Consider the following 25,811-nt stretch of genomic DNA (forward strand, 5'->3'; position numbering starts at 1 on the left):
TAATCATGCAAAATAAGATTTAAGTTATGTGTTTAGGCACTAGGCAACAGGCACAAGGCAAAGAGTTTTAACATGTTTTTAAATAACTACAGATATATTTTGCCGAAAGCCCAAAGCTGAAAGCCAAAGGCTCAAAAATTAAATTTTATTTTGCCCACCAACTTAAGTAATTGTGCAAAATAATATTTAATCAACAGAAGATGTAAGGTACTGATAATTAGAATTTTACATTCATAATTCACAACTCGTAATTCAGCACTAATACTTAAGTAATCGTGCAGAATAATATTTAATTTTTCTGTTTTAGGCAACAGGCACAAGGCAAAGAGTTTTAACATGTTTTTAAATAACTACAGATATATTTTGCCGAAAGCCCAAAGCTGAAAGCCAAAGGCTCAAAAATTAAATTTTATTTTGCCCACCAACTTAAGTAATCGTGCAAAATAATATTTAATTAACAGAAGATGTAAGGTGCTGATAATTAGAATTTTACATTCATGATTCACAACTCGTAATTCAGCACTAATACTTAAGTAATCGTGCAGAATAATATTTAATTTTTCTGTTTTAGGCAACAGGCACAAGGCAAAGAGTTTTAACATGTTTTTAAATAACTACAGATATATTTTGCCGAAAGCCCATTGCCGAAAGCCGACAGCTAAATAGTTGAATCTTATTTTGCCTAACGCCTACAGCCTATAGCATGTAAATTATTCGTAATTTTGCCCGAAATTTTGAATCAAAAACTTAAGAAGAGATAGCTACTCTTCCGTTTATATAATGACAAAGCAATTTAAAAGAACTACTGTAACAGCTGCCTTGATTTATGCCAATGGCCCTATCCATATTGGGCATATTGCGGGCTGTTATTTGCCAGCAGATATTTATGTTAGATACCTACGTTCAATTGGTCACGATGTAAAATTCGTTTCTGGAACCGACGAGCATGGTGTGCCTATTACGATCAAAGCGAAGAAAGAGGGTATTACACCACAAGAAGTGGTTGATAAGTATTACAAAATCATCAAAGATTCTTTCGAGGAATTTGGGATTTCTTTTGATATCTATTCTCGTACTTCAAATAAAGTGCATCATGAGACTTCTCAAGAAATGTTCAAAAATTTGTACGACAAAGGTCAATTTGTTGAAGAAGTTACAGAACAGTATTTTGATGAAAAAGCTCAAACCTTTTTGGCTGACCGCTATATCATAGGTACTTGTCCAAAATGTAGCAATGAAAATGCCTATGGCGATCAGTGCGAAAAATGTGGTTCAACACTATCTCCAACTGAGTTGATTAATCCTCGCTCGGCTTTGAGTGGTGAAAAACCTGTGATGAAACCAACCAAAAACTGGTATTTGCCATTAGACAAAATGCAACCAGCTTTGGAGGAATATATTGCTAGTCATCCAGAATGGAAAACCAATGTATTGGGTCAAGTAAAATCTTGGTTAAACGACGGTCTACGTCCACGTGCCATGACCCGTGACTTGGATTGGGGTGTAAAAGTACCTCTTCCTGATACAGATGGCAAGGTATTATACGTGTGGTTTGATGCGCCGATTGGTTATATCTCAATGACCAAAGAGTTGACCGACGAATGGCAAAAATATTGGCAAGACCCTGAAACTCGCTTGGTAAACTTTATTGGTAAGGACAATATCGTTTTCCACTGCTTGATTTTCCCTGCGATGTGTATGGCAGATGGTCGCTTTATTTTGGCTGATAACGTACCTGCCAATGAGTTTATGAACTTAGAAGGTGATAAAATTTCTACGTCACGTAACTGGGCGGTATGGCTGCACGAATACCTTCGTGAGTTTGAAGGCAAGCAAGACGTATTGCGTTATGCCTTGGCAGCTTCTGCTCCTGAAACAAAAGATTCAGACTTTACTTGGGGAGATTTCCAAACACGTAACAACTCTGAATTGGTAGGTATCCTTGGAAACTTTGTTAACCGTGCTTTTGTGTTGACGCAAAAGAATTTTGAATCAAAAATCCCTGCACGTGGCGAGTTAACTGATTTTGATCGTCAGACATTAGATACTTTGGCTGAATTGCCAAATAAAATTGGTGATGCTATTGCCAACTACAAGTTCCGTGAGGCTTTGGCTTTGGTGATGGATGTAGCACGTTTGGGTAACAAATACTTGGCAGATACAGAGCCTTGGAAGGTAATCAAAACAGACGTTGAACGCACTGGCACAATTTTGAATATAGGTTTGCAAATTGCTGCAACTTTATCAATCGTTTCTGAACCGTTTATGCCTTTCACTGCTGCTAAATTAAGCACAGGCTTAGGTTTATCTGGATTGAACTGGTCAGATGCAGGAAATGCAGATTTATTAACGGCAGGAAGTCCAATTGAGTCGATTGGTTTGTTATTCGATAAAATTGAGGACACCACTGTTCAAGCACAGATTCAAAAATTACAAGACGCTAAAAAAATGAATGAATTAGCAGGAAAAGAAGTTTCAGCGATTAAGGATACAATTCAGTACGATGACTTTGCGAAAATGGATTTGCGTATCGGTACAATCGAAGCCGCAGAGAAAGTAGCAAAATCGAAGAAACTATTGAAGTTGACAGTGAACGATGGGCTTAAGCAACGCACCATTTTGAGTGGTATTGCAGAGCATTTCTCTCCAGAAGATGTGATTGGAAAGCAAGTAACTTTCTTGGCTAACCTAGCACCTCGCCCAATGATGGGAATGGTATCTGAAGGAATGATTTTGATGGCGGAAGATAAAGATGGTTCTTTGGCATTCTTGCATCCTTCAAAAGACGTTTGGAGCGGAGCTTCTATTAACTAGAAGATTCATAGTTAGCGTTATTAGGATTCATTCCTAATTGAGTGAATTGTGATTGAGCGAATGAGTGATTATTTTTAAAATGAATTTTACCAGTAGAGACGCAATGCTTGCGTCTTAAGCTGAGTCAGGCATAGCATATTAGTATCAAAAAAGGCGTTCGAAATTAGTTTTTCGAACGCCTTTTTTGATAAACAGTTGGGAAATAACCCAAATGCCCAAATTCGGGATGACTTATGTTTTGATACTACTATGCTAGATATGATTTAGCCTAATATGCAAAGCATTGATTCTCTACAGTTATCCCACAAATTTTAGCATAATCACTCAATTTGGAATGGCTCATGTTTTGCCTTAAAAAAGCGTGATTATTGTCGGTTATCATAATCTGATAAATAGTATTTATTGGGGATTCCTTGAAAGCATGATTGCCATTTAAGGAAGAATATAGTTTGTGATATCATTGTCCCAAAAATCAGATAGAATAGGAGGGAGAAAGTACTTGAAATATCTTAGGATCTAAATTGATAACGTTTACGGTAACGATTGCACAAAAAAACTCTTTCAGATACTAAGAGAAAATTTGAAAACCATTTAGATTCGTTTTACAATCAGTCCTAATATACCTTATATTGAATGAATATTCTTCAATAAACTGATTTTATAAAAGTTGTACTTTTTAAATAAAATGATTACAGGAAATTGTTCTGGTAAAATAATCTTTTAGTCTTTCTAAGTAGATTTAGAAGGCAGGATTCTTTTTGAAGAAGTATTCTCTTAGTCTATTAAAACCAAATAAATAATATGCAAATTCTTCATGCCATCAGCCCAAATGAGGCAAAGGGCTTCGATACGCAAGCGTTAAGAAACAATTTTTTAGTAGAGAAAAACTTCGTTGCTGATACTATTCAGCTCGTTTATACGCACTACGACCGTGTGATTATTGGTGGAGCAATGCCTGTAGAACAAGCATTGGAGTTACCGACGTATGATAACTTAAAATCGACTTATTTCTTTGAAAGAAGAGAGGCTGGTATCATCAACGTAGGTGGCGACGGTTCAATCGAGGTAGATGGTCAGGTATTTGAATTGTCAAAATTGGACTGCTTGTACATTGGTAAAGGTTCTCAGAAGGTAACTTTTAAAAGTGTTGATGCTGCAGCCCCTGCAAATTTCTTTATTTTATCGGCTCCGGCACATCACGAATATCCTACTAGTAAATTATCGAAAGAGGAGGCTTCTCCTGTAGCTTTAGGAAGCTTAGAAACTTCAAACGAGCGCACGATTTACAAGTATATCCACAAAGATGGTTTACAGAGCTGTCAGGTCGTAATGGGGCTTACCGTGTTGAACAAAGGTAGCGTTTGGAATACCATGCCATCACACGTGCATGACCGTCGTATGGAAGCATATTTGTACTTTGATGTTCCACAAGAGCACCGCGTTTTCCATTTTATGGGACAACCACAAGAAACGCGTCACATGCTAGTAGCAAACCATCAGGCGATTGTGTCTCCACCTTGGTCTATTCACTCAGGTGCTGGTACTACCAACTACTCATTTATTTGGGGTATGGCTGGCGAAAACCTTGACTTTACAGATATGGATTTTGCTGCGATTTCAGACTTACGATAATTGCAAGAAATGTCTTTCAAAATCTGCTACTAAAGTGGCAGATTTTTTTTGCTTTTTCAGAAAGTGTTTGATATTCAGTAAATTGAAGTATGAATTGTTGAGTCGTTAAATACAGGATTTAGCACAATTTGCATAGATAGTTGCAAATTGTGAAATATGCAGAATCCATAATAAAAATAAGGACAGGAGAAGCTCCCGCCCTTATCTGTTTAACCTCTAAACCTATTTAACTATGAAAATTGATACAAATATATACCTAACGATTGGGATTTACTAAGAATTGTACAAATTTTTTTTATTGTGTCGCTTTGATACAAAAGGGGAGTTTTTGATGAGTTTTGAAAAATTGATGTATATACATATTTTTGGGTATGAAGTCATAATTGTGGCGAATAAGTGGAGTAAAACTAAAGGGAATAAAAACAAAAAAAGGACGAAGCCAATAGCCATGTCCTTTCAAATCTTACCTCTAAACCTATTTAACTATGAAAAATAACTGCACCTTTTACAAAATCAAAAACTCTTTATCGCAACCATCTGTCCATTCGCTACTACCTAATCGACTTTGAGTGTAAATGTTTTTAAAAAGTGGCGCCTTCATTGAAGACGCCCTTTCCCGTCTTACCTCTAAACCTATTTAACTATGAAAAAAACGGTGGCCTTTGGCCAAAATCTTTGAATAGCTTTTGAGGAGAATTAAAAAGTGGCGTCTCCATTGAAAACGCCCTTTCTCGTCTTACCTCTAAACCTATTTAACTATGAAAAAAATATTTTTGAGTCTTAAATCGACTTACAAGTTTCTAATTACTAATTCTTGCAAAAACCTTTCCAAAAGTAATTTTGTAAGGAACAACAACAAGTTTTGTTTTCAGTATTTTTACTTAATAAATTAACGAAAAATGAGAGTGTTTGGTTCTTTTTTTCTAGTAATAATTTACATACTGATTTTTTGACGCCTGTAACTTTTTTATGTCATCTTTCGCATTTTTAATAATTTGCTTAATCGTTGATTTGTACAAATTATTTTGCTGTTGTTTGATGATGCAAATTTCTGCAAAGTTTTTTAATTCTCCAAATGTTTTTTTTCAATTTACGAAGCTAACTATACCATAACTATTTCAAAATCAGTGAATAGTTGGATATAAGATGTAATTGTCGGTAAGCATACCAAAATAATATTTTGTTAATTGTGCAAAATACTACTGTATTATTCTGATTGTATCTTTTTGAAAAAATGGAAAAATTCTTTAAAAAGTACAATTACTGATTGTATTTGTTCATCGTTTGATTTACGCCTTGAGTACAAAATGAAAGTACTATTTCACTTGCTCTATCAAGATGCTCGGGTAAAAAGGCTGTTTCTGATTCAGTAAAATTACCTAGTACATAGTCGGCTTGTCGACCCTTCGAAAAATCACTTCCAACTCCGATACGCAAACGACTATATTGTTGCGTGCCCAATAGCTCTTCAATGTTTCTCAAACCATTGTGCCCACCGTGAGAACCTTTGGTTTTTAAACGCATTTTTCCATAGGGTAGAGCAATGTCATCTGTAATAACTAGTAGATTCTCAGGCTCTATTTTTAAGTCTTTTAGCCAATAATTTACCGCTTTGCCACTTAGGTTCATATAAGTGGTAGGCTTCAATAAGTGAATTTGTTTACCTTTATGTCTAAATTCGGTATGATAGGCAAGGCGGCTCATATCGTATTTTACCTCGTGTGTATTAGCTAATTTATCAATGACCATAAAGCCGATATTGTGACGAGTGAATAAGTATTCTGGGCCGATATTTCCTAAGCCAACAATTAAATATTTCATTTTAATAATACTGTTGTATGTTTCTTATCCCTGCTAAATCCAATTTTTACAGATAAATGCCTCAGGGTAAATCAGGATACGAAACTGTGTTATTTATAGATTAAATGCAATTTTTATGAGATGATTTTTCTGAAGACGCACCAAATAAAAATAAATCAGTCAAAAAATGAGACTTGAGTGCCTAATTCTGCAAAAAAATCATTGAACCCTGTATCTTTTGGTTTCAAAATCCTAATGTACCTGCTTTTTTGACAGTCAAGAGTAAAAACTTTTCAAATTCTTGCAAAACATGAACCGTCATATTGTGCGTTATAAAGAAAAGAAAGCTACTCGGTACTTCATCTAAGAGTGTAAAGCAAGGTACGCAATTGGCAAAATTAACTAATTTTGCAAAGTAATTAATTGCCCATGAAAAACGTAACACGAAATATTAAGTTTATACTTTTGGGAATAATTGGCTCTTTGAGTTCGCAGTATATTGTAGCGCAAGGAAAAAAAGCCTTAAACCCACCTGTTAACACAGCCAAATTTATAGAAACAGCTCCGACGGTTAGTGCAGATGGTCGTACCATGATTTTCGAGTCAAATCGACAGGGAGATTGGAAGTTGTTCGAAACCAAAAGAAAAGGAAATGTTTGGTCTGTGCCTACACCAATACCCAAAATCAGCGCTACTTTTTACGAAAATCAACCTTTCGGTGCTCCTTGCTTGAGCTACGATGGAAATATTCTGTATTTCTCGGCAGAAAGCAAAGAATCTTCTGGTCACGAAGATATTTTTGTTTCTGTAAAAGAGTCTACTGGATGGTCGTCGCCAACTCGTTTGCCTAATACTATCAATACCACCGATTACGAAGGATATCCATCTCTGTCACCTGATGGACAAAAATTGTATTTTGCTCGTGCCAAATACAATGAAAAAAACACACAAGATGCCCAGTCTTGCTATAGAATCATGGTATCCGAAAAAGCCATTGATGGAAGTTGGAAAGCACCTGTTGAGTTGCCAAGCCCTATCAATTTGCTATGTGAAAAAGCTCCTCGAATCATGCCTGATGGTAAAACTTTGGTTTTTGCATCGGTAAGAAAAGAAGGAAAAGGTAATTTTGACTTATATTATTCTACTCTTCAAGCGAATAATACATGGTCGCCCGCAAAACCTTTAAATGAGGTAAACACACCGCAAGCTGATTTGTTTGCGGCAATACCTGCGTGTGGACAAGAGTTATTCTTTGTTGAAAATAATGATATCTATACCACTTCGGTTTCACTATTTGCAAATCAGACCATTATTGGTACTATTACCAATTCACTCACCAATAAACCTGTGGCAACTAGAATCAATATTTTTGATAAAAATAAGGGGAATACGCTCATTGCGTCATTTTTGTCGAACACTGAAGGAAATTATACTGCTATCGTCCCTGCAAAAGGAAACTACTCTTTTGAAATTAGAGAGGCTGGCTATTATGAAAAAAGATTAGGACTGGATCTTACCAATCAATCGAGCTGTGAGGCAAGCGTCGAGCCAATCAAGTTGGTGATGCTCGCCAATCAGGCAAAGGTTGAGCCAACTCCAGCCAAAATTCCAGCCAATGTACCTCAACTTAAATTGGTTTTCCAAGTAGTTGACTCACAAACTCGTTTTCTAGTGCCAGCACAAGTTGAGATTTTAGAAAAGGGAAGTGGAAAAGCTATTGCTACTCAACAACAAGGTGCAACTGGACAAATTGCCAGCGCAGTAGCTTTAGGACAAGAATATGAACTAGTGGTAAATGCCAAAGGATATAATCCTGTTAGGCAACCCCTCAAATATGATAATCAAAAAGATGCAAAGCCACTCACGCAAATCGCTTTAGAGGCTACTACCACCAATCTTACAATTAAGGCATTGGATGCTAGCACCAATCAGCCTGCGCCAAATTGGAGGGTTGTTTTGACTGAAAGTGGAACGGGTACTACAGCACAGTTTGCGCCACAAACAGGTATGAATTCTGTAAAGCTTCATATTCCAGAAAATCGTCAGGTAAAAGTGTCTATTCAATCCGATTATTTTGAAGACAACGACCTCAATATCACTTCGCAATCAACCAATGATTTGACAGTAAAGTTGATTCCTCGAAAGGTTACGCTGATACGCCTGAAGGCTGTAGACGATATAACTCAAGGACTTTTGTATGCTTCATTTAAAGTAAAAACAAAGAAAAAAGGAGAAGTTTTAGAAGGTAAAACCAATAAGGATACTGAGTTTTTTGAGATTAAACTTTTAAAAGATGACGTATTAGAAATCTCGGCGGAGGCAGATGGTTATTTGCCTTTTGAAAAAACACTTGAATTCCCTGAGTTTAAATTAGGTGAAAAGAAAATAGAGCTGATTGCCATGCAAAATGACCGTTATCCGATGACGGTGAAAATTGTGGATGGAGATACTAAGCAAATTATCAAAACTTCGAAAGTGAAGATTGCAGATATGCTTACTGGTGAAGTCAATCCAACTACACAGGGTAATGCTGGCGAATTTAAAGCTATGATGAAACGGAAAGGTTCTTTTGAGGTGGTGGCAAGTGCAGATGGTTATCGTCCTTTATCTCAAAAAATTGAAGATATTCCTGTCGGTGCAACGCTTACTTTTACTTTGTATAGAAACAAATCAGTTCCTGTTAGTTTTACCATTTTGGATGCTAAAACCAATAAACCTGTGGAGGCAAATCTAACGGTTAAACTAGAAAAGTCTAATCGTGTCGAAACTTTTCAAGGTAAATCCGAGGTAGAAATACGAATTTCTGAAAAAGAAGTATTTACTGTCGAAACTTCAGCACCCACATTCAAGCAGAAGCAAAGTACCTTCAACATGGCTGACTTGCTTGAAAACAAAAAGTATAATTATATCATTCGTCTCGAAAAAGAATATGTACAGGTTGCCATCAAAGTAGTAGATAATGCAACAGGTGCCAAAATTGATGTTCAGAAATATGCGCTGTATGATTTGTCAGATAAAAATGCCAAGCCTGAGGTGATTATTTCGAATGATGGCTCGCCAAGTATTTCGATTTTACCAGAAAACAAATATCGAATAGAATTGGTGTCGAGCGGATTTGAACGTTTTTCACAAGAAATAAGTAATTTTTCAGGAACAGAATTAGTATGCCGAATGACACGAGTGGCGTCGGATATGACTGTAACATTGGCTGCAAAAGATTCTATTTCACAAAAGCCTTTGGAAGCTATATTTAAGGTAACCAAAGCAGATGGAAGCGTCGTAAGCCAAGGATTGACTGTATCAGGGAAAATGGAGTTTAAGTTTGTCATTCCTGCTTTTGGTTCATATTATGTTGAGACAGTAGTAAAAGGGTATTCTGTTAAAAAAGAGAAAATTATAATTGCAGATCTCTCGGCTAGCAGAAGTTTTAATGTGTATTTCTCAAGAGATTTTTCGGTACTTACTGCTCGCCCTGTTCATGCCGAAACGCGTGATTTATTGAAAGATGCCTTGGTGATAATGACAGATATTCAGACCAACAAAATGGTATCTGCCATGGTAACATTACCAAACGGAGAGGTAAGTGCAAATCTGACGCCAGGACATACTTACAAAATGAAAGTAAAAGCAGCAGGTTTTGAGGAATACGAAACACAAATACAGGCTACAAGCGACGATCAGCGTAAAGATTTGGAATTACAACCCTTCAAAAAGTATTTCATTCAGTTGTATGCTATTGATGCGGTCAAAAAATCAAGAGTGTCTGCGAGCATAAAAATTAGCGCGCCAGGAGGTGGTGCTATCGCAGAAGGGGTTACCGACATTCGTAACGAATATGTGCTGGCGTCATTAATGGACAAAGTAAATTATACTATCGAGGTAAAAGCAGAAGGCTACAAGCTATACGACGGACGCTTCACACTCGACGAGAGTATGAAGAAAGATAAGGGCAAAACAGCTATTTGGCTTGAAAAAGAAAGCATCCTGTCGTTCTCTGTAATCGATGCCAAGTATAAAAACATTGTGAGTAATGTTACAGCGCATTTGACCGATTTAAAATCTTCGCAAGAGTTGGCTTTAAATCTGAAAAACGATATTTATAGTGCTGAGTTAAGTCCCGTTGCCTCGTATCAGTTAGATATCCAAGCAGAAGGATATATGCCTTATTCTGCTAAAATAGAGCCTTCATCGGTGGACAAAAAGAAAGAAATATTACTGACTCGTACCAAAGAAAACACGCAGATTCCTACTGTGGTAGCTAAAGCAGAAGCACCTGCTGCCAAAAATACTCCAGATGCAGTGCAGAAGATTGAAAAAGGAAAATCCTTTGTGCTGAACAATGTGTATTTTGAGCAAGGAAGTTTTATTCTCCAGAAAGAATCTTATCCAGAATTGGATAAGGTAGTGACTATGTTGAAGCAAAATCCACAAACTAAAATCGAAATTGCAGGACATACCGATAATGTTGGCGACCCAAGATTAAATAAAGCCTTATCTGAAAACCGTGCAAGAGTGATTTTGAATTATTTTGTAAGTAAAGGTATAGACGACAAACGCTTAACATTTAAAGGCTACGGAGGCACTCAGCCAGTAGCTCCAAACGATAACGAAGATACTAAGAAAAGAAATCGTAGAGTAGAGATTGTAGGGATTCAGTAACGATATTACCATTTTTTTAATGGTAATATCATCGTATCTTCTGTATTTTTTCCATTCTTTTTCAGGAGATTCTAGGTTGCTGAGAATTTGAATAGGGGGGTAACCAAGCCATTCTAATAACTCCAAAATATCCTGAAAGTGTCTTTGTGAATAAAGGATAGAGGGTTTGTTGTTAACATCAAAGCAAATGGGTTCATGATGAGCAATTCTGTTTCGTAAATTATTGATATCTGTAAGTTTTTGGTAAATATTTTTTTGATTTATCCCTTTCGGACGATTAGGGAATATTTGTAATAATGTGTTTCCAAAAACTTTAAATTGAATTCCAGAAAACATAAATCTCCAAAATCCAAAACTCAGACCTGCTACAACCTTATCGTGAGAGTAATTTTTTCTTAATGCGATTATGGTGGAGTTAACTTTTTCAGCTTGTTCAAAACGTCCTGCATGATTTCTTAATGAAGGGTCATAAAATAAGCCTGATGGTTGACTATTATATTTTAGCCAGTCTGGTTGGTTTAAGTGTTGTTGGTAATGCTTGTTAATAGCATTTCGTAACGCAATTTCAAGCATTGAAATTGTTCCAAAAAGGGACTGAGATAGTCTTAAATTATATTTATATAGTCTAACAGCCTGTGATTTATTGCCTTGTGTAGCTGTTAGAAAACGCCCTAGACGTGGTTTTGAAAGTAACTTTTCGTGAAGTATATACTGCTTTGACAATTCGTTGCTATTGTTTTTTGAATAAAATCACTTATTTTTACAACGTATTCCCCGAAACCGCTGGCTTGCCATGTGTCGGGGTTTTTGTTTTTATAGGGAATAGCCTATTCTCTAAGATTTGATTTTATCTTAAAGTGTATTAGGTAAAATAAAAAGAGTGGGGTTTAATAGACAAGTCTTGAGCTGAACTAATCTAATAGTAGCTTTGAGGTGATATATCTTCATTATCTTATTTACTTATAGGTACGACTATTTATTTACTGAACAAATGTAAAAATATTTATTTAAAATAGATGATTCTCTAGTCATAAACCATCATTTTATGGAAAAAGGAAAGGATGCGAAAAGAGTTCTTTCCTTTTTTTATATATTCAAAATCTATTACATTTTTCAACAAATTTATCTCCCATGAAAGCTCCTCGACTGATTCTTGTATGTTTATTGTTCCTAAAAATAGCCACACTTCAGGCACAAACGCCACAAGATCGTTTGTACGAATTGCGTACCTATTATGCCACTGAAGGTAAGTTGGACGCACTACTAGATCGTTTTAAGAACCATACGCTAAAACTCTTCAAAAAGCACCATATCCAAGTAGAAGGTTTTTGGGTACCTGTCGACAATACAGAAAGTAAGCTGACCTATTTGCTATCATTTCCTAACAAAGCAGCCAAAGAAGCCTATTCAAAGGCTTTTATGGAGGATAAAGCATGGAAAAAAGTGGTGGCAGAAACCACAAAAGAGGGAGAAATCATTGCTAAAATGGAAAGTGTTGACTTAAAAATGACCAACTTTTCACCTTATGATTGGAAAAATGTAGGCAATCGTGTCTTTGAACTGAGAGTTTATAAAGCTACTCCTAATAATCTGGGCAATTTGCTCGACCGCTTTAAAAACCACACTATTGAACTACTCGAAAAACACGGTATTCATAATTTGATTTATTGGACACCAACTGAGAGTAGTCAAGGTGCGGAGGATATGCTATACTATTTTGTTGTGCATAAAGACAAAGCTTCAGGGTTGGCATCATTTAAGGAATTTGATGCTGATCCAGCGTGGAAAAAGGTAAAAGCTGAAACAGAAGCTAAAGCAGGAGGATTACTCACGGTATATTTAAAATCAGAATATCTGATGCCAACGGATTTTTCGCCGATTAAATAAAATCAAAGGACAAACCTGTAAGAGTTGCTAATATTGCAACTAAGAGTCTTTTGGGACTCAATCATTTCTCTTTTTTACATAACTTTAGAAACAATTCATATACTGCTACGAGTTGTTTAAGAAACGATTAATAAAACACACAAAAGATAAGGGGCGGTTTTCATCAACACCCTTGTAACGATTATGTCAAAATTAGCGATTATTACAGGAGCTACCTCCGGAATTGGTAGAGCAACCGCAGTGGCATTTGCCAATTTAGGAATAGACTTAGTAATTTGTGGACGCCGCATCGAGCGCCTCAATGAGTTGAAAGAAGAGTTATCATCTAAAGTAAAAGTACATACCTTAACATTTGATGTACGTGACCGTGAGGCTGTAGAAACAGCATTGAATAGCCTTCCAGAAGAATTAAAACAAGTGGATATTTTGCTCAATAATGCAGGCAATGCCCACGGACTAGGGACGATTCAAGACGGTGACGTTGCTGACTGGGATGCGATGATTGATGGCAATGTCAAAGGGTTACTCTATGTTTCGAAGGTAGTAATGCCTTGGATGATTGCCCGTCAGAAAGGACATATTGTCAATATTAGTTCGATTGCAGGAAAACAAACGTATCCAAATGGTAATGTATATTGTGCTTCTAAAGCAGCAGTAGAGGCTATTTCGGAGGGAATGCGTTTGGATTTGAATCCGCATAATATCAAAGTAACCAATATTGCTCCTGGGGCGGTAGAAACAGAGTTTTCAATGGTAAGATTCAAAGGTGACGCTCAAAAATCTGATGCTGTATATCAAGGATTCCAGCCTTTGGTGGCAGAAGATATTGCGGATATTATTGCTTTCACAGTTACACGTCCAGCGCATGTAGTCTTGGCAGATATTTTGGTGTATCCTACGGCTCAGGCTTCTCCATCAGTCGTAAAAAGACAGTAGGGCATTGAAACAAGAAAGCCCAATACCATTGGCATTGAGCTTTTCATATTCCGAACTTATTTATGGTAACTAATTATTTCTAAATCCAAACGTGTTCAATTCTAAAACGAACTGTGCACGAAAATGTTATTGTTTCAATAACTGGGTATGCAAAAAACTGCGTGAAATTCGATTTTTGATAAATGAGAGGCAATTTGTCAAATTAGTAGCAGGTAATTAGGAAATGAAATTTTACTAAAAACGAACAAACTCAACTTTGCATTCTGATTTCTAATCAAAATTATAAATACTTCCTTGAATATGTGGAATATAACTCTGATTATTGAGTGAACGGCACATTGTGATTAAAATCAAAAAATGGAGTTAACCGCCGAGAGAAGGGGGAAAACGAAGAGGCAAATTCTTGTGCGAAGAAATCGTTGTTAGGTGAAAATATTTGCAGAAACTAGTCAGATATTGCTAGTTTCTGCAAACTATAAATGTACTACAAGCTAAGGCGCTGACGTACTGCTTCGTACAATACTACGCCATTGGCTACAGAAACATTAAGCGAGCCTACGCGACCAGCCATTGGAATACTGGCCAATTCATCAGCTGCTTTTAATAACTCATCCGAAATACCATCTTCCTCAGAACCCATAATGATAGCTGTAGGAATAGTCATATCTACTTCATATAGATTTTTCGAAACTTTTTCTGTACAACCTACCACTTGAATCCCTGACTCTTGAAGGTACTTTACTGTTTGAGCTAAACTTTCTTCACGACAAACAGGTAAAAAGTTTAAAGCTCCAGAAGACGTTTTCATGGCGTCAGCATTGATTTGCGCTGCTCCCTTTGTAGGAAGCACAATAGCATGCACACCTGTACACTCAGCCGTACGAGCAATCGCACCAAAGTTGCGAACGTCGGTTACTCTATCCAAAATTAAAAGAAGTGGTGTTTCTCCTTTTTCGTAAATACCCGCTACTACGTTGTCCAACTTAGCATAGTTGATAGCTGATACGAAGGCAATTACACCTTGGTGGTTTTTGCGAGTAACACGGTCTAATTTTTCAGAAGGAACTTTTTGAACTGGAATACCACGAAGACGAGCGAACTCTAACACTTCAATAGATCCCAATTCTCTTTGTACTAAAATCTTGTCGATTTCTTTCCCTGAGCGCAGTGTCTCCAATACCGATTGAACCCCAAAAACAATATCTTTATTGTCTGGTCTCGGTGCATGATTAAAATATTTGAAAGGTTTTTTAGGCCCTTCAGATTTTTGTTCGAGTGACATTTTTTTTGAATATAAATATAGCACTTAGCTATGTTTGGTATTAACAATCAGATAGATATACTCAAGTACCTTCTCTTTTTGTTAATGAGAAAATTTTAGCAAAGTTCGTAAAGTTTTTGGCAGTAACCAACAACTACCGCATTCTTATGCAGTGCTTTGAATGGTATTTTACTAAAATCTTTAAAACTCATCTGTTTGCATCAAAGGATTACGGATTTTTTTGAGCATTAGGTTTATTAAGCAGAAGATGAAGACTAAATCTGGGCGAACCATTGATGGTAACTCTATTCCTATAGTCATCTGTATCAATGATGAAGTTAAGTCCCAACTCCAAGGCATATCTTGCTCGACTAATTTTCAATGACGAACCCAGCATCGTTAATATAGCATCTCCTTCTTCAAACACCATGACTCCTTCGTTCATTAAAGTCAATTGATGATTTAAACGTTTGGAGTATCCTAGCGTTGTGGCTACAACACCTTTGCTATTTTCTTGATCATTTTTGAAAAATGCCGTTGAAATATTCACAAATGATTTGCTTGTGCCAATACTTAGCGCAGGAGCCCAGTACGCACCACTACTGCTAAATGCGCCTATTTTTCCACCTGATACAGAGGCATGAAAAAGCCTTGTATCTAAAAAAATAAACTTGGCTTTGTACATATAAAATAGCCTAGGATAAAAAGGAAATATGGCTCCCGACATCGAAAACTTTTTAATCGGAAACAAAGATATTTCTGTTATCCCTGAATGAATATGGAGTTGCGCTCCTTCTTGCCCACCTTCAAATCCTGTTGGACTTAGAATGAGTCTATCTAAAAATCGGTCTTCGAAGTAGTGCTTTACGGGTGGGTTTGTAGGATCGAGGGGTACAATTTTGTCGATACTTGTGTTGTAAATTTTTTTCTTCCGACCATCAGGTGTTTCAAATCGAACAAATTCTGGAGTTTGTTCAAGCATTTTTCCAGTGTAGAAGATTTTACTTTTTAAATAAATTACAGATTCGGGTTGTACACGGGAAGTATCAGTTTGGGTAATTACCTGAGCCTTGATGCTTGTAACAGAAATAAATAATAATAGTGAAAGAGAAATGGTACGTAGAAATGATGAGTTCATTACGGTATATTTAGGTATAAAGTTGATACCTAAAGATATATTTTAATAAGGTGTTTTGAAAGAAATTCTTCATTATTCACTTGTAATAGGCGAAACTTCATACTTTATAAGTATCACAAAATACTTTTTCAATAAAAAACGCTGTAGATGCATGGTTGCACCTACAGCGTTTTGATTTAAGTTTTTTCAATAAGCGTGTGAAAATAGATGTTATCTAACTCCAACATCTCCATTACGCCATTGGTCTACCGTTGGGTACCAAATAGACTGATATTCCGCATAGCGTTGAAGTTCATAATGGTCTTCGGTAAATTGGTTGGCTCGTCTATTGAAGGTAAAATTTACTTCCGAATACTGGCTATTGCGGGTATATGTCCAGATTTCTTTATCCTTAGTTCGTACTATTTTAGAAGGGTCTCCCATGATAATCCACACCATTCCTTTGTCGGTTTTCCAACCTTCTTTGTAAGTACTAAACATCTTATTGGCTTGTTCTACACGTTGATAAAATGCCTTGATGGTTCGTTTCGCATTATTTTGATTTCCTTGAGTTACATTTAACCAGTAGTTGTCGAGTGCTTTTTTAGGTTCTCTTGATCCGTAAAGATCTGCCGTTTCGGTCGTAGTACTCATGTATATCAGCGGACGAGCTAGCTTTTCTGGACGAGTTAGTTTAGGGAAACGTTTATCTACCACCATCAAACCTATGCCAAATGCCTCAGAGGTGTCCTTAGTCATATAATACAGCGATTCTATATCAAATCTGACAACTTTATTTGACTGAATGGTGTAGGCCGAGTCGGTGTACAGGCTTTTTTGAGGTACACGTTGTCCTGTGGCCATTGGTGAAAGGGCAGGATCAAACTCGTATTTGTAGCGCATCGTTTTGAACGCTGTTGTTTTGTTGTCTAAGCTTTTTAAAATCACTGAATCGCCAGCGGTTATGAAGCTTTGTAAGATTGGCATAGTGCCTGTTTTATCAAAAAACATATAGTAGTCTCCAACTTTGCCAGACTGAAATCTAACAAAACAGTCATTGATTACCTTGTTATTGCTACGATTGTCTCTAATTTCTGTCAAAACAACCCCTGTGTACAAATCTTTAGGTTTGGGTACGTCAAATGACGCGATGTACCAGCCTTTGTCTTCAAGCAATGAATTGACCGAAAAATTAACATTGCCACTTGCCAATGCTTGCTTGGTGCTATTGTATTCTGGATATAATTGATAATTAATTACCACTTCACGACTAACCTCTGCAAGGGTAGAAGGGCGGTCCAAATAGAAAGTCACATATACTCTGATATTATTACCATTGTCCAAAAACTTACTTTTGGTAAGAATTCGTTGTAAAGGAACTCTATTCTCTTGGTTATTGGCAGTTTGTTTTACCGCTGGACTGGTAGCAGTACATCCACTCAACAAAACTAATGCGGCGAATAGGTAAAATAATTGTTTCATAGTAATTCTAAATGAGTAAGCTCGTTTCGTCAACCTACAAATTGTAGGGAATGTTCAAATGATTCAGTGTAAAAAAGCTTGAGAGGTAAATTCTTTAAAGCATTTTTTGAAGGATATATGCTTAGAATTTTACCAAACCGAAACTTATTTCGGATAAATAACGAACCAATTTAAGGAGTATTTTTCTGATGTCAAGCAAAAGCGGTAATTTTGAAAAAAAATACAAAGACTCCAAGTGCCAAAGCGTGAAAACACACTTTATTGACAAATTGGATTTTACTCAAGAATACAATGTATAAAACTACCGAAATCGCTTCCTCTGAAATTGTATCAGACAATCCTGTTCATCAGCGTTTGTTATTCCCTTATATCGAAGCCGCAAAAATGGTCTCTGGCGACATGTTGGAAATTGGTTGTGGAACTGGCCGTGGAGTGGCTGTGTTGGCACCTTCGGTAAAAAATTATACGGGTGTCGACAAAAACGAGCCTTTGATGACCAAGCTAACGGCCGAATATCCTAGCTTCAAATTTATCGATATGTTTTTGCCGCCGCTCAAAGGCATTGCTGATAATACGTTTGATTACATCGTGACTTTTCAAGTAATCGAGCATATCGAAGACGATTTGGCGTTTATCAAAGAAGCTCACCGTGTACTAAAACCAGGAGGAAAGTTGATTTTGACTACGGTAAACCGTAAATATTCATTGAGCCGCAATCCTTGGCACGTGAGAGAATACCTAGCAGATGAGTTGAAAAACTTAATCTTGAAAGTATTCCCTACCATCCAAACTAGAGGTATTCACGGAAATGCTAAGGTGATGGCGTACTATGAGGAAAATAAACGTTCTGTTGAAAAAATTACAAGATTTGACATTTTCAACTTACAATACCGCTTGCCAAGATGGATGTTGCAAATACCTTATGATATTGCCAATCGTATGAGCCGCGATATTATCCAAAAAAGTGACGGTAAATTAGTTTCGGATATTACTTGGCAAGATTACTTTATTAATGACGATGCAGAAAATTGTTTTGACTTTTTCTATATCGCCACAAAGTAGTTAATAATATAGAATGGTGAGTTATGAATTAGGAGACTGTACGAAGGATTTTCAACAATTTCAGATTTGGGATTTCTGATTTCGGAAATAAAGTAAAATACCTTTGTTTTTTACAAAATATAGAAGATTATACTTCCGAAATAAACATTTTTCATAATCCTTTGTACACTACTAGTTATGAATTTCTGATTTCGAAAATAGGGGAGTATTCCATAATTTTCCTGAAATATGAGGCAAAAAACTGGGGAATATTTCCTTTATAAAGGACCAATTCATCATTCACAATTCTCAACTCATAATTGAGCACTAGGGCTTAGGTACTTTCATCACGAAGTTTAATTGAGTTTAAAATGGATTTTCTTCCACAAAATATTAATGATTATTCAGAACAACATACCTCACCTGAAAGTGATTTGTTGAAAAAACTGAATAGAGATACGCATGTCAAAATTTTACAACCTCGTATGCTTTCTGGGCATTTGCAAGGACGTTATTTGGCGGAGGTAAGTTATATGATGCGACCGCGTCGTATCCTTGAAATTGGAACTTATACAGGATATTCGGCACTTTGTTTGGCTGAAGGCTTGGTAGATGACGGTAAAATTATCACCATTGACGTAAATGAGGAGCTAGAAACTTTTACTCGTAGCTTTTTTGACGAATCTCCTTATGCCGATAAAATTGATTATCGCATAGGCGATGCTGGCGAAATTATTCCAACCCTCGACGAAGTTTTTGACTTGGTATTTATTGATGCCGATAAAATGAACTATACCAAATACTATAATTTAGTTTTTGATAAAGTTCGTAAAGGTGGATATATCCTCTCTGATAATGTATTATGGAGTGGAAAAGTTGCGAACATAGAGGAGGGAAAGAAAATAGATAAGGATACGAAGAACTTATTAGACTTCAACAAAATGTGTCACGACGACCCAAGAACTGAAAATATATTATTACCATTAAGAGATGGGATTATGATTTCTAGAAAATTGTAAGAGGCCTATTTGAATATTGAGTGAGTTATGATGGAGCGATTATGCAAAAGCTAATCTTAGTAGCAGAAACGCAGTAATTTGTATCTAGGGATATATCACAATGAAATTTAGCATGAAAAAAAGCGGTCGAAAATTATTTTTCGACCGCTTTTTTTCATGCTATTATGTTAGATATAACTTGGTTTAAGACGCAATCATTGCGTTTCTACTGCTAGAATATAAATATTAAAATAATCACTCATTCACTCAATCTCAAATCACTAAATATTAATATCTGCTTACTTCACTTTTAGTCTTTGCCCTGCTGAAATAGATGGACTAGATAAGCCATTTAACTTCAGGAATTGAGGAACAGATAATCCATACATTTGTGATATGCGGTAGGCTGTTTCGCCTGCTTTCACCGTATGATATTTTGTCTCTGTAGGAGCAGGGGCAGTAGACACATAATCTGTTTGAGTACGAACAGGGACTTTCTGCGGTAGAGGAATCGAACCATAAGTGCTTGTTCCTGAGCCTTCTGTTGGCAAATGGGCATATTCTCCTGGAATAGAAATTTCTTGTCCTACTTCTACATTGTTGGATGGTAAACTATTCCAATTACGGACGTTTTCAGCGCTTACATCGTAAAACTGTGCAATACGGAAAAGCGTTTCACCCTTTTGTACAGTGTGTACAATTTTGAATATCGGTTTGTTTGTTGACCTTGAGAAAGTTGAGTTTCCAACATTATCTGGAACTTTCATCTGCGAATCATTTTTATCAGGGCTGCTACCATAACTAGGTTCGTCAATAGCTGATGGTTTTGGTTTTTTATAGTCGTTTGGAATAGTACTGTCTTGGTTTCCAATCAAAGCATTTGAAGCTCCACTTTTGTACACTTTTATATCCTGACCAACACGCAAAGTCACACTTGCATCCACGCCATTGAGCTGATATAAGTCTGCAACAGACATATTATACAAGCGAGCAATGCTGAAGTAGGTTTGTTTGGCTTCAACACGGTGCGAGCCGATATTAAAGTTTTTCCTTGAGTCACTTGCATCGTTTGGAGGTGTTGGATTCGCAGGTTTTGGATTCGGTGTTGGGTACACAGGATCCAAAGGATCTGGTTCTTTTTTGCCAGGACTTGATGGCGTTACAGGAGCATCAGGCTGTTTGGTTGGGGTACCCGGATTTACCAGAATTGGAGGTGGCATCTTATCCACACCACTGCTACCACCATTGTCTGGTTTAGGCGTTTCTTTGGGAGGAGTAGGTACTACAGGGTTTTTATTAGTATCTCTTGGAGGCTGAGGTTGCTCTGCATCTGTGCTAATCTGAATATCAACCTTTTCTGAACGAGTATCAATCAGATACAAAAGTCTTCCTTTCTGTAATCTTTGAACTGTTGTAATACGGTTTTTTTGTTTCAAGTCATCGAGATTAATCCCATACATTTGAGACACTTGCCAAAGTGACTCATTCCCACGAACTGTATGGAATGCGACTTGTGCTTTGTGGTCTTTTTTACGTAAGTAATATACCTGATTAGGAATGATACGCTCGTTATCTTCCAAATCATTATATTTCAAAAATTTCTTTAAACTGATATTTCCACGGTCAGCTATTTTTTCGGGCGTGTCTCCCTCCAAGGCTAAAACCCCTTTTTTACCATTGATTTCGTAGTAAATAGGCTCATTCGGGTTTGTATTGGCAGGCGAAAGTCTTTTAAGTACAGGAAAACCAATATCTGGAGTTGTATCTGGCCCATTGGAGCTATTACTGTCATTATATATATTTGTCGAGTTGGTATTTTCAGCATCAACAATATTCATTAACTCTTGATACTTCATCGGATCTACTACCAAATATAGGGTATAATCTTTGTCATCAGGAATAGATTTGGAAGTTAGCCAAGAGTTGTAAGTTTCAACTTCTTGTGTACTCACCTTCAGATAGCTTGCAATTTCGTAAAGACTTTTTCCTCTTGTTTTACTATACTCAAACAATATGGGATTGCTAAGAGGAGGGTTTTGCTTAGCCTTATTGTATTCTTGGTCAAGAACTAATTTATATGCCAAGAAACGAATAATATACCAGTCGGTTTCGCCAGTAACGGTAATTTCAGACTTGTTGGCCCATTCCATCTCTTTGGCTTTCCTGAAGCTTGTGTACCCCAAACGATACGATAAAATACTCGCTACCCAGTTGCCTAATAAATCTCTATGTTTTCTAAAATAACTACAAGCAGCTCTGGTCGAAGCCATAAGGTGCTTACGCTCGTCTACCACAGCATCTACTCTAAGATTGAAATCTCTAGCAGTTTCTTTTTTGAATTGCCAATAGCCAATGGCGTCTGAAGTGGAGCGTGCATCAGGGCTCAAGAAGCTCTCTTGAACACATAAATACTTGATTTCATCTGGAATTCTTTCCTCTTGCAAGATACGCTCAACAGCTGGTAGGTAGGTCAGCATTCGGCTCACCATTCTATTCAAATAGTTGGCATTGATCGTGAGAGGGCTGATTTCATTTTGAATTTTGGTGCGCGCCTCATCCGTAATTTTTACATTAACAGAGCCAATGACCATACTTGACGGAACATCTTGAGCCATTAGTACGCTCGGGAAGAAAGCAACAAGTAATGTTAGGTAGCGATATAATTTCATGAACTTTTAAGAAAAGTAAGATATATTTTGTGCAATAATTTTTAATTCAACTACGGTACTTTAGTATAAATGTCAGGGCCAAGCAATTTCTACAGTGTTTTGTTTCTTAGACTTTCAAAAGTTTTGATGTTTCGATAAATACTTAATAATTCAATGAGAGGCTACAAAATATTGGAATACCTCCTGTGTTAAAAGAAAATGATAACGAATCAAATGTTGATAGGTCTATATACTCAATTTATGTAGAAGTAAGCTATTAGCTGATAGAATGAGTCATTCTGATACAACCTAAATCAAAGTAAATTGCACAGGTGCAAATGAGAAAGAGATTCTTTACATCTTGACTAGCAAACTCAATTAGAGTGCCAAATTGTAAAAGTATCTAAAAATTACTTTAATTTCGCTAGATTTTTATTGAGTGGTGCATTTTATTTGGTGCTTTTTCCCAAATTTAACGAATATACTATAGGATTATGATTTTAATTGAGAATACGGTCATTAGTGATGATATCGCCGAGAAATTTTTTGTATGTGATCTCCTTAAATGTAAAGGAGCGTGCTGTGTTGAAGGTGATTTAGGGGCACCGTTGGAGGACGACGAATTGCCTATTATGGACGAAATCCTAGATGCAGTAAAACCATACTTGTCGCCAGAAGGCTTAGCCGTAATTGAAAAGGAAGGCACTTATGTAAAAGACTGGGAGGGTGATTTTTCAACACCTGTAATCGAAGGTCGTGAGTGTGCTTTCGCTTTGTATGATGATAAAGGTATTTTGAAATGTGGTATTGAACAGGCGTATTTCGATGGTAAAATTTCATGGAGAAAACCAATCTCTTGCCATTTGTATCCCATTCGTATTTCAAAATATGACCAATATGATGCCTTAAACTACGATCGTTGGCATATATGTTCGGATGCTTGTTCACATGGTGAACAATTGGGCGTAGAGCTTTATAAGTTTTTGAAAGAACCGCTGATTCGTAAATATGGGGAGGCTTGGTATCAAGAATTGTTAGAAGAAATTAAAGACCGTCAAGAGGAGTAATGGCTACCGACAAATCGAGCATATTCGAGGATGTGTATGCGGTAGTGCGTCTTATTCCTCAAGGAAGAGTGACTAGCTATGGTGCTATTGCTCAGTTTTTAGGAAAAAAAAGTGGAGCAAGATTAGTAGGCTGGGCGATGAATGCCTCTCATGCCGATCCATCCATTCCTGCACATCGTGTTGTTAATAGCTCAGGCATACTTACAGGTAAGGGCTTTTTTGGTGGTAATCTTATGCAAGAACTATTAGAAGCCGAAGGTCTTGTGATCAAAAATGATAAGATTGTCGATTTCAAAAAGCATTTGTGGATTCCCTCGGAAGAGCTGTTGTAATGCCAGTAAGAAACAAAAAAGGCTAACCTGATGGTTAGCCTTTTTTGATTAGCCCCTAGGGCTCATTTGATAAGTAATGCTAATGTTTTGTGTATTTTCATCAACAATGCCGGCGAAAAAACCTGCGAATACTGCGGCGGTCGGAATATCAATCTCATCGAGTTTTTGAATATCCCAATTTACTTTGCGCGCGTTTACACTCAAATGGAGTACCAAAGTTTTAGTGTCGGTTTTCAAAATATCCCATAACACCTCTTTTTTGTCTTCCAACACCATTTTTAATTTAGTGTTGTTGTCCACGAGCTTCCACTTTCCTTCATGTTTGTCACCTCCTTCGTCTGTGTGAATCACAGTACCGTCGGGCGATAACTTGAAGCATTCTTTCGAATAATCACGCAAATTTGCTACTTCTCCTCTTTGGTAAAGCATATCCTTTTTGGCATCTGCTTGGTAATTTACCTTGTTGATTGTCCAAGTTCTAGACAATTGATTGGTTAGTTCATCTCCCTCTAATAATTCAGTGATGATAGATGGACTGTCCTGAGAAGAAAGGTCGTGTTGTTTCTGTTTGACTTTACAAGCAGCAACAAGCATGCTAATCATAGCGAAAAACATGCAGAGTAATAGCGTCTTTCTCATACAATATATGGTTGTTTAAGTAGAGCAAAAAGCCTCTTTCGGCCTGATGCGAGACTACTGCACCTTCCCGTATTCAAGTAGTAGTCATTCTTGAATATTCTTTGTGCTCAAAAAATAAGATAGCACAGAAAACAGTCATTCGGAGCCAAGCTGTACGGAGTCTTGGGGAATGAAAGCGAATACCTTAATTGTGATTAGGTTTTGGATTATTTTGTGAAAATGTTCGTGTCCGAATAAGCTGGACAAATGATGTGTAATTAAGTAAGAAACTGTTTTACAGTTGTTTAAATTTGACGTGTGAAATTTTGATTCAAAGAACGTTTTTGGACATTTTCACAAGAGTGTATGCAAAGGTAATACATTTTTTATCAATTTTCCAAACCGTTTAATAAAGTCCGTTGCCTCTCTGTATCGTTAGGAAATATATTTTTAGAGGTGTGATAAAATAGAAAAACGGGTAAAAATGTTTCTTAAAAACACCTTTTACCCGTTTTTACTTTTAGAATATTTTGTCTTTTCTATAGATTCGAAATATATTGTTTGCCACCCAATCCTCGCATTTGTCTTACAATAAAATTGGTTCTACGTTGTACATAGCCTGAAGGTTTTTTGATCGAAAAACGATTAGGGCTAGGTAATACTGCTGCAATCCTTGCTGCTTCGGCACGTGTCAAAGAATTGGCCGAATGCCCGTAATATTTGAGAGAGGCAGCCTCTACACCAAACGTCATTTTACCAGTTTCAGCAACATTTAGGTATACTTCAAGGATACGCTCTTTTCCCCAAATCAATTCGATTAATAAGGTAAAATAGGCTTCAAGTGCTTTGCGAACATAGCTTCTGCCTTGCCACAAAAACACGTTTTTGGCTACTTGCTGCGAGATAGTACTAGCTCCTTTGATTTTTTTGCCTTTAAAATTATGGCGAAAAGCACCCCACATCGCATCAAAATCGAATCCGTGGTGTTCTGGAAAAAGCTGGTCTTCAGAGGCAACAACCGCCAAGGCTACTTCTTTCGAAATATTTTCGTAAGGTTCCCAATCTGAATAGATTTCAGAATCGCGTCCATCTGCAATTGCTTCTAATTTACGGTCGAGCATAGTAGGAGTAAACCAAACGGGTACAAATTTGAAAATCAGTACCAATGCCAACGAGATGCCCAAAAAATAAAGTATAGCTTTTAAGAAAAGACGTTGTAGGTATTGTGCAAAAGTATGTTCTTCTCTAAATGCTTTATAACGTTGCCACCAACTAGGTTTGGGCGTGGTTTCTTCCATTGGTTCTTGCTCAGTGATTTTGAATGTATTTTTTCCCATAAAGCAATCTGTATATCAAATGAGGAGTTGATTTGTACGAGTAGATTAGGTTTTTGCCATAAGCGCATGTTTAAATTTATAAGTTATTCAAAATGGATAATTTACAGATTTTAGTATTTAGTTTTACGAAATCCTATTGTCTGAGCCGTAGGCGAGTTTAGGATTTCTTGACTTTCTTTTGT

General features: G+C 36.8%; 17 protein-coding genes. 9 read left to right on the forward strand and 8 right to left on the reverse strand.

Going from position 1 to position 25,811, the window contains the following annotated elements:
* Positions 1-780 precede the first annotated feature (780 nt).
* Both metG and kduI read left to right on the forward strand, forming a co-directional pair.
* Positions 781-2,814 carry a methionine--tRNA ligase gene (metG, locus tag BWI92_RS01700; protein ID WP_095160392.1) on the forward strand — a complete coding sequence of 678 codons (2,034 nt, stop codon included), beginning with the start codon at positions 781-783 and terminating at the stop codon, positions 2,812-2,814.
* Positions 2,815-3,615: 801 nt separating this feature from the next.
* Positions 3,616-4,446: a 5-dehydro-4-deoxy-D-glucuronate isomerase gene (gene kduI / locus BWI92_RS01705; protein WP_095160393.1), complete on the forward strand. Its 831-nt coding sequence runs from the start codon at positions 3,616-3,618 to the stop codon at positions 4,444-4,446.
* A 1,260-nt stretch (positions 4,447-5,706) separates the two neighbouring features.
* Here kduI and pth read toward each other — a convergent pair.
* Complete coding sequence (pth, locus tag BWI92_RS01710; RefSeq protein WP_095160394.1) at positions 5,707-6,267, reverse strand: aminoacyl-tRNA hydrolase; 561 nt, start codon at positions 6,265-6,267, stop codon at positions 5,707-5,709.
* A gap of 408 nt (positions 6,268-6,675) precedes the next feature.
* Between pth and BWI92_RS01720 the strand changes: the two genes are divergently transcribed.
* A complete protein-coding gene (locus BWI92_RS01720; RefSeq protein ID WP_095160396.1) occupies positions 6,676-10,905 on the forward strand; it encodes an OmpA family protein in 4,230 nt (1,409 codons plus the stop codon).
* Here the strand turns inward: BWI92_RS01720 and BWI92_RS01725 are convergent.
* Positions 10,804-11,628 (reverse strand): Abi family protein, encoded by an 825-nt coding sequence (locus BWI92_RS01725; RefSeq protein ID WP_095160397.1) that lies wholly within the window; start codon positions 11,626-11,628, stop codon positions 10,804-10,806. The genes BWI92_RS01720 and BWI92_RS01725 overlap by 102 nt on opposite strands.
* Positions 11,629-12,036: 408 nt before the next feature.
* On the opposite strand from BWI92_RS01725, the gene BWI92_RS01730 reads away from it, so the two are divergent.
* Positions 12,037-12,792 carry an NIPSNAP family protein gene (locus BWI92_RS01730; protein WP_095160398.1) on the forward strand — a complete coding sequence of 252 codons (756 nt, stop codon included), beginning with the start codon at positions 12,037-12,039 and terminating at the stop codon, positions 12,790-12,792.
* 183 nt (positions 12,793-12,975) lie between these two features.
* Positions 12,976-13,728 carry an SDR family NAD(P)-dependent oxidoreductase gene (locus BWI92_RS01735; protein ID WP_095160399.1) on the forward strand — a complete coding sequence of 251 codons (753 nt, stop codon included), beginning with the start codon at positions 12,976-12,978 and terminating at the stop codon, positions 13,726-13,728.
* A 484-nt stretch (positions 13,729-14,212) separates the two neighbouring features.
* On the opposite strand, the gene rlmB is transcribed toward BWI92_RS01735, so the two are convergent.
* From rlmB to BWI92_RS01750, 3 genes are all read right to left on the reverse strand, one after another.
* Positions 14,213-15,010, reverse strand: coding sequence for a 23S rRNA (guanosine(2251)-2'-O)-methyltransferase RlmB (rlmB, locus tag BWI92_RS01740; RefSeq protein WP_095160400.1), 798 nt, complete (start codon positions 15,008-15,010; stop codon positions 14,213-14,215).
* A 208-nt stretch (positions 15,011-15,218) separates the two neighbouring features.
* Positions 15,219-16,127, reverse strand: coding sequence for a hypothetical protein (locus BWI92_RS01745; protein WP_095160401.1), 909 nt, complete (start codon positions 16,125-16,127; stop codon positions 15,219-15,221).
* A gap of 210 nt (positions 16,128-16,337) precedes the next feature.
* Positions 16,338-17,588, reverse strand: coding sequence for a GWxTD domain-containing protein (locus BWI92_RS01750; protein ID WP_095160402.1), 1,251 nt, complete (start codon positions 17,586-17,588; stop codon positions 16,338-16,340).
* 291 nt (positions 17,589-17,879) lie between these two features.
* Between BWI92_RS01750 and BWI92_RS01755 the strand changes: the two genes are divergently transcribed.
* Both BWI92_RS01755 and BWI92_RS01760 read left to right on the forward strand, forming a co-directional pair.
* Positions 17,880-18,650 carry a class I SAM-dependent methyltransferase gene (locus tag BWI92_RS01755; RefSeq protein WP_095160403.1) on the forward strand — a complete coding sequence of 257 codons (771 nt, stop codon included), beginning with the start codon at positions 17,880-17,882 and terminating at the stop codon, positions 18,648-18,650.
* A gap of 350 nt (positions 18,651-19,000) precedes the next feature.
* Positions 19,001-19,648 carry an O-methyltransferase gene (locus BWI92_RS01760; RefSeq protein ID WP_095160404.1) on the forward strand — a complete coding sequence of 216 codons (648 nt, stop codon included), beginning with the start codon at positions 19,001-19,003 and terminating at the stop codon, positions 19,646-19,648.
* A 278-nt stretch (positions 19,649-19,926) separates the two neighbouring features.
* Here the strand turns inward: BWI92_RS01760 and BWI92_RS01765 are convergent, their stop codons facing one another.
* A complete protein-coding gene (locus BWI92_RS01765) occupies positions 19,927-22,296 on the reverse strand; it encodes a LysM peptidoglycan-binding domain-containing protein (RefSeq protein ID WP_095160405.1) in 2,370 nt (789 codons plus the stop codon).
* Positions 22,297-22,769: 473 nt separating this feature from the next.
* Here BWI92_RS01765 and BWI92_RS01770 point away from each other — a divergent pair, with 473 nt between their 5' ends.
* Together BWI92_RS01770 and BWI92_RS01775 are read left to right on the forward strand one after the other, a co-directional pair.
* Positions 22,770-23,342 (forward strand): DUF3109 family protein, encoded by a 573-nt coding sequence (locus BWI92_RS01770; protein ID WP_095160406.1) that lies wholly within the window; start codon positions 22,770-22,772, stop codon positions 23,340-23,342.
* On the forward strand, positions 23,342-23,674 hold the full coding sequence (locus BWI92_RS01775) for an MGMT family protein (protein WP_095160407.1): 333 nt from the start codon (positions 23,342-23,344) through the stop codon (positions 23,672-23,674). Before BWI92_RS01770 ends, BWI92_RS01775 begins: the two co-directional genes overlap by 1 nt.
* Positions 23,675-23,722: 48 nt before the next feature.
* On the opposite strand, the gene BWI92_RS01780 is transcribed toward BWI92_RS01775, so the two are convergent.
* Both BWI92_RS01780 and mtgA read right to left on the reverse strand, forming a co-directional pair.
* Positions 23,723-24,313, reverse strand: coding sequence for a hypothetical protein (locus tag BWI92_RS01780; protein ID WP_141234668.1), 591 nt, complete (start codon positions 24,311-24,313; stop codon positions 23,723-23,725).
* 518 nt (positions 24,314-24,831) lie between these two features.
* Positions 24,832-25,629: a monofunctional biosynthetic peptidoglycan transglycosylase gene (gene mtgA, locus BWI92_RS01785; protein ID WP_229242160.1), complete on the reverse strand. Its 798-nt coding sequence runs from the start codon at positions 25,627-25,629 to the stop codon at positions 24,832-24,834.
* Positions 25,630-25,811 lie beyond the last annotated feature (182 nt).

Source organism: Flectobacillus sp. BAB-3569, assembly GCF_002270355.1.
Taxonomy (GTDB): domain Bacteria; phylum Bacteroidota; class Bacteroidia; order Cytophagales; family Spirosomataceae; genus Flectobacillus; species Flectobacillus roseus.